Below are 12,550 nucleotides of genomic sequence, written 5' to 3'. Positions count from 1 at the left end.
CATGTATCGCGTGATCGTCTCACCGGCCGCCATGGCCGATGTCGACCGCCTGGAAGACTGGCTTTTCGAACACGGCGCACCTTACGGTCTCGATCTCGGTGCGAAACTCGCCGACGCCGCAGCCACGCTCATCGACTATCCCGAACGCGCACCCTTGAGTCGGAGCGGTCGCTATCGCGAGCTCTACATCGCGTTTCATTCGAACCAGCATGTCATCCAGTATCGTGTCAGGGATCTTACGGTCGTGATCGCGCGCGCGTTCCACAGTCGCGAGGATCGCTGATCGTGCCAGACTCGCCTATATGTCCGTCGTGAACGACGACACCCCCTCTCCCAGCGCCGAAGACACCAACGCCCTGAGCGGTGCCGCCCTGATCAAGGACGAGGCCGCGCGCCTGCCTGATGCACCGGGCGTCTACCGGATGATCGGCGAAGGCGACGAGGTCCTCTATGTCGGCAAGGCCAAGAGCCTCAAGAAGCGGGTGATCCAGTACGCCCAGGGTCGTTTTCATACCAACCGCATCGCCCACATGGTCGAAGCGACGCGGGCCATGGTGTTCGTCACCACCCGCACCGAAGCCGATGCCCTGCTGCTCGAGATCAATCTGATCAAGTCGCTGAAGCCCCGCTTCAATGTGCTGCTGCGCGACGACAAGAGCTTTCCCGAGATCATGATCCGCCGCGATCATGACGCGCCGCAACTTCGCAAGCACCGCGGGGCCCACGCGATCAAGGGCGACTATTTCGGCCCGTTCGCCAGCGCGGGGGCCGTGAACAGCACGCTCAACACCCTGCAGAAGGCCTTCCTGCTGCGCTCGTGCAGTGACAGCGTCTATGAGAGCCGCGACCGGCCCTGCATGCTGTACCAGATCAAACGCTGCGCCGCGCCGTGCACCGGGCTGGTCAGCCTCCCCGACTATCAGGCCCTGGTCGACCAGGCCGAGGCCTTCCTGCGCGGCAAGTCCCGCGCGGTGATGGCCACCATGGCCGCCGAGATGGAAGCTGCCGCCGAGGACCTGGAGTTCGAGCGCGCCGCCCGCCTGCGGGACCGCATCCGCGCCCTGTCGGCCGTGGCCCAGGCCAGCCAGATCAACCCCGAGACCGTGGAGGAGGCCGACGTCGTAGCCCTGCACGTCGAGGGCGGTCAGGCCTGTGTGCAGGTGTTCTTCTTCCGGGCCGGCCAGAACTGGGGCAACCGGGCCTATTTCCCCCGCATCACCGGCGCGGCGGAAGAAGAAGGGGTCAGCGAGGAGGCCCAGGCCATGACCGCGTTCCTGGGCCAGTTCTATGACGACAAGCCGATCCCGCGCCTGATCCTGGCCAATATCGAGCCGGCGGACAGTGCCCTGCTGGCCGAGGCCTTTGCCCTGAAGAGCGGCCGCAAGGTCGAGATCAGCATCCCCAGGCGGGGCGAAAAGGCCGATCTGGTTCAGCACGCCCTGACCAATGCCCGCGAAGCCCTGGGCCGGAAAATGGCCGAGGGCTCGGCCCAGACCAAGCTGCTGGCGGGGGTCGGCGAGGCCTTTGGTCTGGACGCCCCGCCCGAGCGGATCGAGGTCTATGACAACAGCCACATCCAGGGCACCAACGCCGTCGGCGGCATGATCGTGGCCGGGCCGGACGGCTTCATGAAGGGCCAGTACCGCAAGTTCAACATCAAGAGCACCGAGCTCACCCCCGGCGACGACTACGGCATGATGAAGGAGGTGCTGAAGCGCCGCTTCGCCCGCCTGGTCAAGGAGGAGGAAGAGGGTCAAAGCGACAATCGCCCCGACCTCGTCCTGGTCGACGGTGGCAAGGGCCAGCTGGATGCGGCTCTGGAGATCATGGCCGAGTTGGGCGTCGACGACATCGCCGTGGTCGGCGTCGCCAAGGGTCCCGACCGGGATGCCGGCCTGGAACGGTTCTTCATGCCCGACAAGACGCCGTTCATGCTCGAGCCCAAGTCGCCGGTGCTCTACTACCTGCAGCGCCTGCGCGACGAGGCCCACCGCTTCGCCATCGGGGCCCACCGCACGCGGCGCAGCATGGACCTGAAGAAGAACCCGCTCGACGAGATCGAAGGCGTGGGTCCCGGTCGCAAGAAGGCCCTGCTGCACGCCTTCGGCTCGGCCAAGGGCGTCGGCCGCGCCGGGGTTGAGGATCTCCTGAAGGTCGAGGGCGTCAGCCAGGCCCTGGCCGAGCGCATCCACGCCTTCTTCCGCAAGAGCTGAAGCCCGCCGCCGGCCTCGAAAAACTAGAGCCCGCGCATTTCGACCGGTTCTCGATCCGCGTCCAGGCGAATGGCGATGTCGGCGCGGGGCGGCAGATCGCGGGCGATCCACTCGGTCAGACGCTGGTAGTGGGCGACGAAGCGATCCAGCGCCTTTTCATCCATCGCAAGGGCAAGGTCGCGCCCCCGGGCGGCCAGGTCCTGGCGCAGGCGCTGCTCCTGCTGGCCCCGCCAGGCGCGCACGGTGGCAAAATCGGGGGCGGTCATCACCACCAGAAGATCGATGCGGTCAAACAGGACGCGATAGGGCCCCGCCAGGGCGGCATTGGCAAAGCCTCGCCAGACGCCCGCAGCGTCCTCGTCATGCTCGAGCGCATTGACCGGTTCGTCGAGGGCCGCCTCGGGCTGGGCCTGTCCCCCCACGCACCAGCCTTCCAGCAGGATCACCTGGGCCGGACCCTCGAAGGGCTCGAAGTCCGCGACCGGTGCCCGGTCATCGGCAGCCTTGTCGAAACGGGGCAGCAGCACACGGCCGGGACGGGCAAGTGCCTCCAACACCTCCAGGCCCAGCGCGATGTCGTGGGTCCCGGGTACCCCGCGCGTCCGCAGCAGGGGATGGACTGTCCGGCCCAGACCCAGACGCTCGACATGGGTCAGATAGAGGTCGTCCAGCGACAGATTGGCGGTCTGCAGGCCCCGGTGCCGCAACAGCCGGGTGACCAGTGACGTCAGGGTCGACTTGCCCGCCCCCTGCGGGGCACAGAGGCCGACCAGCAGCGGTGCATCACGCCCGGCAGCGGCCTGGGCGATCCGCGCCGCAAGCGGGACGTGGAGCCGGGCGGCCAGACCGGCAAAGCGCGGCGGCAATCCTGCCTGCGCCATGAAGGCGGCGACCTCACTGGGATCGCTCATCGCGCTCAGAACCGGTTGGACCATCTCGGGGCGTCCTCGGGCGGCGGCGGTAGGGTCGCCTCGAACACGAGGCCCTCGGGCTGAAAGTCGAACGCCGCCGAGCCTTTCAGCTCTCTCCGGATCGAGATGTCGATCAGACGCGTGCCGAAGCCCGGCTTGCTCGGCGGCGTTACCGGCGGGCCGCCCGTTTCCGTCCAGCGAAGGGTCAGGGCCCGCGTCGTCGGATCAATCTTCCAGTCGATCCCCACCTGAGCCGTCGGAACGGACAGGGCACCATATTTCGCGCTGTTGGTGGCCAGTTCGTGGAACACCATCGACAGCGACACGGCGGAATGCGGATCCAGAGACACAGGCGGCCCCGTCAGCACGACCCGGTCGCCATGGGCGCGGGTGCAGGCGCGCAGGAGTTCGTCCAGTTCGGCCTTGCTCCACCCACCCCGGGTCAGAAGATCGTGGGCCGCCGACAGGGCGATCAGCCGCTCGGTGAAGAGCTCGACCGGCGCGCCCTCCATCTTGCCGAAGGTCTGCCGGGCCAGGGCCTGAACCGTGGCCAGGGTGTTCTTCACCCGGTGGTTCAGTTCGTTGATCATGACCTTCTGGCGCTCTTCGCGGATCTGCAATTCGCGCGAGGCTTCGCTCAGGGCCGCATGGATGGCTCCGATCTCTTCCAGGCTGAACGCCGAGGGGGCCCTGATCGGCTGCCCCTGACCGATCGCGTGCGCCGCCTCCACGAGGCCCCCGACCTCACGATTGATGCGGCGCGAGAAGAACAGGGCCAGCCCCACCCCCAGGACCAGCAGCAGGATAAAGACGCCGGTGGTCAGGGCGACCGAACGGGTCACAGTCCTCGCCAGATCGGCACGCGGAATGGCGACGAGAAGCGTCCAGCCCGTCTGGGGTGAGCGACTGTAGGCGACCACGGTCGGGATGCCGTCCAGGGACGTACTGTGGCTTACCCCTTCAGGGGCGCGAGTGATCCGGTCGGCCATATCCGGTGTCGCGCTGTGGCCGACCCACTTCTCATGCAGCCTGGAGCGGGCAATGATCTTGTTGTTGTTGTCGAGAACCGCAGCCACCCAGCCGTCGGGCACCCGCTGCTCCCGGAAGACCGAGAGGAAAGACGCGGCCTCGACAACATAGGCCACAACATAGGCCTTGCCCTTGACCGTGACCGGCGTCCCCGCCGTGATCGCATATCGCCGGGAGACCACGCCCATCCGCAGGTCGGAGACCTGGCTGCGACCAGCCTGAAGGGCCCGGTCCAGCTCCGGAATCCGGGGCGAGCGCGGCAGGGCCACACCATAGGCTATCCGGGTGTTGAGGATCTGCTGTCCAGTCAGGTCTGCCACAACGACCCAGCCCGCTCGCCGGTCCGTGACGCGGAGCGCCCGGGCGTGGAATCGCGCCCAGTCACCAGCCAGCAGCGCCTGATCCGTGGCCAGGGTCTCGACGACCGCCACGCCGACGGCGGCCTGACGGTCTATGGCCCCGGACAGGGCCCGCGCCGTGGTGAGCATCTGCGCGTTCAGTTGGGCGCGGCCCTGACGATCGACGCTGGAGAGCAGGAAACCCATGCTGAGCAGGGCCGGGATCAACAGACTGACGGTAAGCAAGACAAGGCGTCCGCGAACCGAGTCCACGCCCGCCTTAACCCTCTCGCCATACCGGCCCAGCCGTCTCATGCGATTGCGGCGCCGCTACTGTCAGGAACCGATTGCGATCCTGGTACCACTATAGCCAATCTCGGCCGATCGGTGGCGCGAAAATCGTCCCCACCGGTCAGGTCCTTCGAGCGAAGCCGTAGCCCTCTGACGGTTTCCCGCGTTAGAAACGCATCATGAAGAATCTGCCGAACATCCTGACCGCTTCGCGCCTCGTCCTGGCGCTGTTCATGTTCGTGGCCCTGGCCACCGCCGCCGGTGCCGTGCCCTGGCTGAGCGAGCGCCTGACCGGCGAGGACCAGTTCCGCCTGGAACGCTGGGCCTTCTGGGCCTTCGTTGTTGCCGCCGTCACCGACTTCTTCGATGGCTGGCTGGCCCGCAAGTTCGACGCCGTGACGGTCTGGGGCGCGATCCTCGATCCCATCGGCGACAAGATTCTGGTCTGCGGCGCTCTGCTGGGGCTGATGGCCCTGGGCCCCAACCCGATGATCGTCCTGCCGGCCGGCCTGATCCTGTTCCGCGAGTTCGCTGTCAGCGCCCTGCGCGAGGTCGGGGCCGGCAAGGGTATCAAGCTGCCCGTCACCGTGCTGGCCAAATGGAAGACCACACTGCAACTGGTGGCCATCGGCGCGGAAATGGTCCTGGCCTCGTGGGCGGCGTTCGGCCTGCCTGACACCCCGGACGTCGTCGGTCCTGCCACTGTGGCCATCCATGGCCTGCTTTGGCTGGCGGCGGTCATCACCCTGATCACCGGTGCCCAATACTGGGAAGCGGCCCGCAAGGCGCTGACCTAGAACACTATTCCGCTGCGAGAAGATCAGACCTATCCCTGACATCGGCGATGATGTCGGGATCTGTCGGCCCGTAGAGCAGCCAATCGCAATTGCCGATCGCCTCGCAGCGCAGCGCTCTGTCGACGCACATCATCAAGACCAGGACATTGGGGCCTGCGGATTGAAGGACCATTCTCGACTCCAGGGCTTTGGATCTAAGTTGAGAATGACTATCATTTGCGATATTGGCAAGGCGGGTAAGGCTCATCAGAGCAGGACAGTTTCACCGGTTTCGTCACGGGCTTGCCGAGCACTCATCCGGGCGGCGAAAAGCACAATCCCAGATTCTCCTTGCTGGCGCGCACTTATGCCCCCATCATAGGATTATCGAATTCGCTGCGTTCGGCCTGCTATTCCATGCTTCCTTCGAGGAAGCGCCGGACGCGCCTACCGATCCCCAACGAAATTTGATCGCCGAACGGAACGCTTCCGGCGGCGACTACTATCCAAAGGACTAACACACCATGGCTACCGGCACCGTTAAGTGGTTCAACGGCACCAAGGGCTTCGGCTTCATCCAACCGGATGACGGCGGCTCGGACGTTTTTGTGCACATCTCGGCCGTTGAACGCGCCGGCCTTCGCACCCTCAATGAGGGCCAGAAGATCACCTACGAACTGGAACAAGACAAGCGCAGCGGCAAGATGTCCGCTGGCCAGCTGCAAGCTTAATCCAGTCAGAAAGGTGCCGGTACGCCGGCACCTCTCGAAAGCTTCCTATAGGCCGGCGCTTGCGCCGGCCTATTTGCGTTTAGGGGCCCATTGTATTCGGCAACAGCGCGGCCTGCGCCGACGGAACCGACCAAGGGACTGTGAGGCGACCCCAGGTAGGGCGGGCACCCCATCCTGGCATTCTGTTTTTCAGTCGCCTTTGGGCCAACCTGGCGTCCACGGTTCCGCGCGACGCCTTAGCCCTGACTGGACCACTGAAACACCTCTTCAAGCGGCTTGCCGAAAACCTCGGCGATCCTGAAGGCCGCCTCGAGCGTCGGCGAGTACTTGCCGGCTTCAATGGCCGCAACGGTCTGACGGGTCAGTCCGATCCGCTTTCCGAGTTCGGCCTGAGACATCTCACCGGCCAGAAAACGCAGGGTGCGGATCTGGTTGACGATCATCCCGCTGCTCATGCCGCGCTCCGGCGATAGGCCCAGGCCGCCAGGCCGTTCTGGGTGATCTCGGCGAGCACGATCGCCAGCAGGCCGGCATTGACGAGCTCCCAGCCGCTCGTCGTGAACGGCATGACCATCCCGACCAGCATCATGCCGACCATCATCACATAGTAGGCCACCATGCTGGAGCGGCGCTGGATGTCGCGGTCGCGCTCGTCGGCTGGCGCGCGAGCGTCGTCCGGTGCGCCGACCCGCAAGGCGATCCGGCCAAGAATGTGCAGCACGCCGTTGCCGCCCGCCGCCAGCGCCAGCAACCACAACTGCGGCAGGTTCGGCAGAACGCCGGGTGCCGGCGGCGATATCACCACATGGGCGAAATAGGGCCCGTAGGTCACTGCGATCAGCAGCAGCGTCATCCAGGCAAGCTTCTCTCTGTGCGGCACGGTTGAACCCCTTCATGTCCATAAATCCAGACTCAATGTTAGATATAACTTACATTGAGTCAAGTTTGACGAACTCTATGCCTGGTCCTTTCGGCATCCGTGCCGAGTATCGCGGCTCACCGCCCTAGGGATAGAGATGGGGATTGCCCCGAGCCGACACCGGCTCTGAAGGGATGACATGGCCTGCAAGGTGGTCGGATGCGACCGCGCGGATGGCCTCGACCGCCACCCGCTGTCGCCTAGGCGAGATAGTCCGCCGCAACCGCCTCGGCCACCTTGATGCCGTCGACGGCCGCCGAGAGGATGCCGCCCGCATAGCCCGCCCCTTCACCGGCCGGGAACAGTCCCGCCGTGTTGAGGCTCTGGAAGTCCTTGCCGCGCGTGATCCGGATCGGTGAGGAGGTGCGGGTCTCGACCCCGGTCAGCAGCACATCGGGGTGGTCATAGCCGGCGATCTGGCGACCAAAGACCGGCAGGGCTTCACGCATGGCCTCGACCGCAAAGGCCGGCAGGCAGGCCGACAGGTCGGTCATGGTGATGCCCGGCTTGTAGGACGGGGCCACCTCGCCCAGATCGGTCGAGGGGCGGCCGGCCAGGAAGTCGCCGACCTTCTGGGCGGGGGCGGCATAGGTCGAGCCGCCGGCCACATAGGCCAGGCTCTCCCACTTGCGCTGGAATTCGATGCCGGCCAGCGGGTGGCCCGGATAGTCGCGCTCGGGGTCGATGCCGACCACGAAGCCGGAATTGGCGTTCCGCTCGTTGCGCGAATACTGGCTCATGCCGTTTGTCACGACCCGGCCGGGCTCCGAGGTCGCCGCCACCACCGTGCCACCGGGGCACATGCAGAAGCTGTAGACCGTGCGGCCGTTGCTGCAGTGATGCGACAGGCTGTAGTCGGCGGCACCGAGGTCGGGATGGCCGGCATGGGTGCCAAACCGCGCCCGGTCCATCCACGACTGCGGATGCTCGATCCGCACCCCGACCGAGAACGGCTTGGCCTCGATATGGACGCCCTGGTCGTACAGCCTCTGGAAGGTGTCACGGGCACTGTGGCCGACGGCCAGCACCACACGGTCGGCCGCCAGATAGTCGCCGGTCGAGAGCCTTAGGCCCTTCACCTTGCGTTGGCCGTCGGGACCGACCGCGATGTCGAGCGCGTCGACCCGATGCTGCCAGCGATATTCGCCGCCCAGGGCCTCGATGGTCTCGCGCATCGATTCCACCATGGTCACCAGCCGGAAGGTGCCGATGTGGGGGTGGGCCTCGGTCAGGATCTCGGGTGGGGCGCCGGCCTTGACGAACTCCTCCAGCACCTTGCGGCCCAGATGGCGGGGATCCTTGATCTGGCTGTAGAGCTTTCCGTCCGAAAAGGTGCCAGCCCCGCCCTCGCCGAACTGGACATTGGATTCCGGATTCAGTTCGGACCGCCGCCAAAGGCCCCAGGTGTCCTTGGTCCGCTCGCGCACCACCTTGCCGCGGTCCAGAATGATCGGCTTGAAGCCCATCTGGGCCAGGATCAGCCCGGCAAACAGGCCGCAGGGGCCTGCACCGATGACCACGGGACGCAGCGCATTCAGGGGCTCCGGCGCGCGGGCCTTGAGGCGATATTCGGTGTCGGGGGCCGGGCGGACATGGGTGTCGCCGGCGAAGCGGGTCAGCACGTCGGCCTCGTCACGCACGGTCACATCGACGGAATAGACCATCAGGATCGCAGCCTTGCGGCGGGCGTCATGGGCCCGGCGCGCGACGGTCCAGGACAGCAGGTCATCGGCCTGCAAACCCAAACGCTGGAGGATCGCGGGTGCCATGGCCTCCGGCGGATGGCCGAGCGGCAGCTTCAGTTCGGAAATGCGCAACATGGCGAGGGTTTAGCGGGAAGACGGGCCGCACGCCAGAATCACGCCGCTAGTCGGGTTCCTGAGGTAACCCTGCTCTCTGGATCAAGGGTTGCGCGCGTCCGAGTCCGTCTCTAAACGGGCGACTTAACCTGCAAGATGGTCGGCAGCGGGCGCGCGGATGTGCGCGACCGTGTCTCTGCGCGCGAGTTTTCCGATGCCCAAAAGAACAGACCTGTCCTCGATCCTGATCATTGGTGCCGGCCCCATCGTGATCGGCCAGGCTTGCGAGTTCGACTATTCGGGCGTCCAGGCCTGCAAGGCCCTGCGCGCCGAGGGCTACCGGATCATCCTGGTCAATTCCAACCCTGCCACGATCATGACCGATCCGGACGTGGCCGACGCGACCTATATCGAGCCGATCACCCCGGACATGGTCGCCAAGATCATCGAGAAGGAGCGCCCCGACGCCCTCCTGCCGACCATGGGCGGCCAGACGGCCCTGAACACCGCCCTGGCTCTTGAAGCCAACGGCACCCTGGCCAAGTTCGGCGTCGAGATGATCGGGGCCAAGGCCGAGGTCATCGACAAGGCCGAGGACCGCCAGAAGTTCCGCGACGCCATGGACAAGCTGGGCCTCGAGAGCCCCAAGTCCAAGGCCGCCCACAATATGGACGAGGCCCGCGAGGGCCTGGCCTTCGTCGGCCTGCCTGCCATCATCCGCCCCAGCTTCACCCTGGCCGGCACCGGCGGCGGCATCGCCTACAACCTCGAGGAATTCGAGGAGATCGTGCTGCGGGGTCTGGACCTGTCGCCGACCACCGAGGTGCTGATCGAAGAAAGTGTCCTGGGCTGGAAAGAGTACGAAATGGAGGTCGTGCGCGACACGGCCGACAACTGCATCATCGTCTGCTCGATCGAGAACATCGACCCGATGGGCGTCCACACCGGGGACTCGATCACCGTCGCCCCGGCCCTGACCCTGACGGACAAGGAATATCAGTGGATGCGCGCGGCCTCAATCGCCGTGCTGCGCGAGATCGGCGTCGAGACCGGCGGCTCCAACGTCCAGTTCGCGGTCAATCCGGCCGACGGCCGCATGGTCGTGATCGAGATGAACCCGCGCGTCTCACGCTCGTCGGCCCTGGCGTCCAAGGCGACCGGCTTCCCGATTGCCAAGGTCGCCGCCCGCCTGGCCGTCGGCTACACGCTCGATGAGCTGAAGAACGACATCACCGGCGGCGCGACCCCGGCCTCGTTCGAGCCCTCGATCGACTATGTCGTCACCAAGATCCCGCGCTTTGCCTTCGAGAAGTATCCGGGCAGCGAGCCGCATCTGACCACCGCCATGAAGTCGGTCGGCGAAGTGATGGCCATCGGCCGCACCTTCAAGGAAAGCGTCCAGAAGGCCCTGCGCGGCCTGGAAACCGGCCTGTCGGGCTTCGACGAGGTTGACATCCACGGCGCTGATGATCCGGACAACGGCAAAGCCGCCGTGATCCGCGCCCTGGGCATGCCCACCCCCGATCGCTTGCGCGTCATCGCCCAGGCCTTCCGCCACGGCCTGACCGTGGAAGAGGTCAATGCCGCCTGTTCCTACGAGCCCTGGTTCCTGCGCCAGATCGCCGAGCTGATCCGCCAGGAAGGCTGGGTCCGGGCCGGCGGCCTGCCGACCGACGCCCAGGGCTTCCGCGCCCTCAAGGCCCAGGGCTTCTCCGACGCCCGCCTGGCCAAGCTGACCGGCTCTACCGAAACCGCCGTCCGAAAGGCCCGTCAGGCCCTGGACGTGCGGCCGGTGTTCAAGCGCATCGACAGCTGCGCCGGCGAGTTCGCCGCAACCACCCCCTACATGTACTCGACCTACGAGACCGGTGCCCTGGGCCAGGTCCCGGAGTGCGAAAGCGCGCCCAGCAACCGCAAGAAGGCGGTGATCCTCGGCGGCGGTCCCAACCGGATCGGCCAGGGCATCGAGTTCGACTATTGCTGCTGCCATGCAGCCTTTGCGCTCGACGCCATCGGCATCGAGTCGATCATGGTCAACTGCAACCCCGAGACCGTCTCGACCGACTACGACACCTCAGACCGCCTGTACTTCGAGCCCCTGACGGCCGAGGACGTGCTGGAGCTGCTGCATGTCGAGATGAGCAACGGGACCCTGGCCGGCGTCATCGTGCAGTTCGGCGGCCAGACCCCGCTGAAGCTGGCCCACGCCCTGGAAGAGGCCGGCGTGCCGATCCTGGGCACCAGCCCTGACGCCATCGATCTGGCCGAAGACCGCGAGCGCTTCCAGCAGCTGCTGAACGGGCTCGACATCGCCCAGCCCGAAAACGCCATCGCCCGCACCTGGGACGAGGCCCGCGCGGCCGGCGAGGAGATCGGCTTCCCGTTCGTGATGCGGCCGTCCTACGTGCTGGGCGGCCGCGGCATGGAAATCATCCGCGATCACGAGCACCTGGAACGCTACATCACCAACACCGGCGAGATCTCGTTCGAGCATCCGATCCTGCTCGACCACTATCTGAGCCGCGCCACCGAGGTCGATGTCGACGCCCTGTGCGACGGCACCGACGTCTTCGTGGCCGGCGTTCTGGAGCATATCGAGGAAGCCGGCGTCCACTCGGGCGACAGCGCCTGTTCGATGCCGCCCTTCTCGCTCAGCGCCGAGACGGTGGAAGAACTGAAGCGCCAGACCGTGAAGATGGCCCTGGCCCTCAATGTGCGCGGCCTGATGAACGTGCAGTTCGCCATCGAGGAGCCGCACAGCGAAAATCCGCGGATCTATGTGCTGGAAGTGAACCCGCGCGCCAGCCGTACGGTGCCGTTCGTGGCCAAGACCATCGGTCAGCCCGTGGCCGCCATCGCCGCCAAGATCATGGCCGGCGAGACCCTGAAAAGCTTCGGTCTGGTCGACAAGCCCTATGACCATATCGCGGTCAAGGAAGCCGTCTTCCCGTTCGCCCGCTTCGCCGGCGTCGACACGGTGCTGGGTCCGGAAATGCGCTCGACCGGCGAGGTCATGGGCCTCGACTGGAAGCGCGACGGCGAGGCCGACATGGCCCCCGCCTTCGCCCGCGCCTTTGCCAAGAGCCAGCTGGGCGGCGGCGTCACCCTGCCCCGCTCGGGCACGGCCTTCGTCTCGGTCAAGGAAAGCGACAAGCCCTGGATCGTCGAGCCCGTCCGCCTGCTGCAGGCCGCCGGCTTTACCGTCCTGTGCACCGAGGGCACCCGCGCCTATCTGGCCACCCAGGGCATCGCCGTCGAGCACGTCAAGAAGGTGCTCGAAGGCCGCCCTCACATCGTCGACGTGATGAAGAACGGCGGCGTGCAGCTGGTGTTCAACACCACTGAAGGCAAGCAGGCCCTGGAAGACAGCTTCGAGATCCGCCGCACCGCCCTGATGATGAAGGTGCCCTATTACACCACCTCGGCCGGCGCTCTTGCCGCTGCCCAGGCCATCTCCTCGGCCCCCGCCGAAGCGCTGGAAGTGCGGCCGCTGCAAAGCTACAGCTGACGCCTGCAGGGACGAGCCGGCAGACAAACGCCGCG

The 12,550-nt window shown here is 66.2% G+C and carries 11 protein-coding genes; 5 read left to right on the top strand and 6 right to left on the bottom strand.

The window, feature by feature from the left end:
* The first annotated feature begins 1 nt into the window (after position 1).
* Both ACW17U_RS02425 and uvrC read left to right on the top strand, forming a co-directional pair.
* Entirely contained in the window at positions 2–283 is a 282-nt protein-coding gene (locus ACW17U_RS02425) for a type II toxin-antitoxin system RelE/ParE family toxin (RefSeq protein WP_492054709.1), read from the top strand.
* 19 nt (positions 284–302) lie between these two features.
* Positions 303–2,213 (top strand): excinuclease ABC subunit UvrC, encoded by a 1,911-nt coding sequence (gene uvrC, locus ACW17U_RS02420; protein ID WP_492054708.1) that lies wholly within the window; start codon positions 303–305, stop codon positions 2,211–2,213.
* Positions 2,214–2,236: 23 nt separating this feature from the next.
* Here the strand turns inward: uvrC and ACW17U_RS02415 are convergent, their stop codons facing one another.
* On the bottom strand, positions 2,237–3,148 hold the full coding sequence (locus ACW17U_RS02415) for a kinase (protein WP_492054707.1): 912 nt from the start codon (positions 3,146–3,148) through the stop codon (positions 2,237–2,239).
* Positions 3,130–4,737 carry a sensor histidine kinase gene (locus ACW17U_RS02410; protein WP_492054705.1) on the bottom strand — a complete coding sequence of 536 codons (1,608 nt, stop codon included), beginning with the start codon at positions 4,735–4,737 and terminating at the stop codon, positions 3,130–3,132. Before ACW17U_RS02410 ends, ACW17U_RS02415 begins: the two co-directional genes overlap by 19 nt.
* 224 nt (positions 4,738–4,961) lie before the next feature.
* Between ACW17U_RS02410 and pgsA the strand changes: the two genes are divergently transcribed.
* Positions 4,962–5,579 (top strand): CDP-diacylglycerol--glycerol-3-phosphate 3-phosphatidyltransferase, encoded by a 618-nt coding sequence (gene pgsA / locus ACW17U_RS02405; protein WP_062148806.1) that lies wholly within the window; start codon positions 4,962–4,964, stop codon positions 5,577–5,579.
* 4 nt (positions 5,580–5,583) lie between these two features.
* Here pgsA and ACW17U_RS02400 read toward each other — a convergent pair whose 3' ends face one another.
* Positions 5,584–5,751: a hypothetical protein gene (locus ACW17U_RS02400; protein WP_492054704.1), complete on the bottom strand. Its 168-nt coding sequence runs from the start codon at positions 5,749–5,751 to the stop codon at positions 5,584–5,586.
* Positions 5,752–6,082: 331 nt separating this feature from the next.
* On the opposite strand from ACW17U_RS02400, the gene ACW17U_RS02395 reads away from it, so the two are divergent.
* Entirely contained in the window at positions 6,083–6,289 is a 207-nt protein-coding gene (locus ACW17U_RS02395; RefSeq protein ID WP_062148808.1) for a cold-shock protein, read from the top strand.
* Positions 6,290–6,525: 236 nt separating this feature from the next.
* On the opposite strand, the gene ACW17U_RS02390 is transcribed toward ACW17U_RS02395, so the two are convergent.
* From ACW17U_RS02390 to ACW17U_RS02380, 3 genes are all read right to left on the bottom strand, one after another.
* Positions 6,526–6,744: a helix-turn-helix transcriptional regulator gene (locus tag ACW17U_RS02390; RefSeq protein ID WP_492054703.1), complete on the bottom strand. Its 219-nt coding sequence runs from the start codon at positions 6,742–6,744 to the stop codon at positions 6,526–6,528.
* The gene (locus ACW17U_RS02385; RefSeq protein ID WP_492054702.1) at positions 6,741–7,142 is read right to left on the bottom strand and encodes a hypothetical protein; all 402 of its coding nucleotides are present in this window, start codon (positions 7,140–7,142) and stop codon (positions 6,741–6,743) included. Before ACW17U_RS02385 ends, ACW17U_RS02390 begins: the two co-directional genes overlap by 4 nt.
* A 266-nt stretch (positions 7,143–7,408) precedes the next feature.
* The gene (locus ACW17U_RS02380) at positions 7,409–9,028 is read right to left on the bottom strand and encodes an NAD(P)/FAD-dependent oxidoreductase (RefSeq protein WP_492054701.1); all 1,620 of its coding nucleotides are present in this window, start codon (positions 9,026–9,028) and stop codon (positions 7,409–7,411) included.
* 193 nt (positions 9,029–9,221) lie between these two features.
* Here ACW17U_RS02380 and carB point away from each other — a divergent pair, with 193 nt between their 5' ends.
* Positions 9,222–12,515 carry a carbamoyl-phosphate synthase large subunit gene (gene carB / locus ACW17U_RS02375; RefSeq protein WP_492054700.1) on the top strand — a complete coding sequence of 1,098 codons (3,294 nt, stop codon included), beginning with the start codon at positions 9,222–9,224 and terminating at the stop codon, positions 12,513–12,515.
* The last annotated feature ends 35 nt before the right edge of the window (positions 12,516–12,550 follow it).

It is taken from the genome of Caulobacter sp. AVps16 (assembly GCF_058681455.1).
Note: the sequence above shows the minus strand (reverse complement) of the source record. Positions and strands in the feature narration are given on the sequence as shown.

Bases quoted from the DNA above. Each gene is read 5' to 3' on its own strand.
- uvrC (WP_492054708.1), top strand. From the start codon at position 303: ATGTCCGTCGTGAACGACGACACCCCCTCTCCCAGCGCCGAAGACACC.
- ACW17U_RS02395 (WP_062148808.1), top strand. From the start codon at position 6,083: ATGGCTACCGGCACCGTTAAGTGGTTCAACGGCACCAAGGGCTTCGGC.
- pgsA (WP_062148806.1), top strand. From the start codon at position 4,962: ATGAAGAATCTGCCGAACATCCTGACCGCTTCGCGCCTCGTCCTGGCG.
- ACW17U_RS02400 (WP_492054704.1), bottom strand. From the start codon at position 5,751: ATGGTCCTTCAATCCGCAGGCCCCAATGTCCTGGTCTTGATGATGTGC.
- ACW17U_RS02380 (WP_492054701.1), bottom strand. From the start codon at position 9,028: ATGTTGCGCATTTCCGAACTGAAGCTGCCGCTCGGCCATCCGCCGGAG.
- carB (WP_492054700.1), top strand. From the start codon at position 9,222: ATGCCCAAAAGAACAGACCTGTCCTCGATCCTGATCATTGGTGCCGGC.
- ACW17U_RS02385 (WP_492054702.1), bottom strand. From the start codon at position 7,142: ATGACGCTGCTGCTGATCGCAGTGACCTACGGGCCCTATTTCGCCCAT.
- ACW17U_RS02390 (WP_492054703.1), bottom strand. From the start codon at position 6,744: ATGAGCAGCGGGATGATCGTCAACCAGATCCGCACCCTGCGTTTTCTG.
- ACW17U_RS02425 (WP_492054709.1), top strand. From the start codon at position 2: ATGTATCGCGTGATCGTCTCACCGGCCGCCATGGCCGATGTCGACCGC.
- ACW17U_RS02415 (WP_492054707.1), bottom strand. From the start codon at position 3,148: ATGGTCCAACCGGTTCTGAGCGCGATGAGCGATCCCAGTGAGGTCGCC.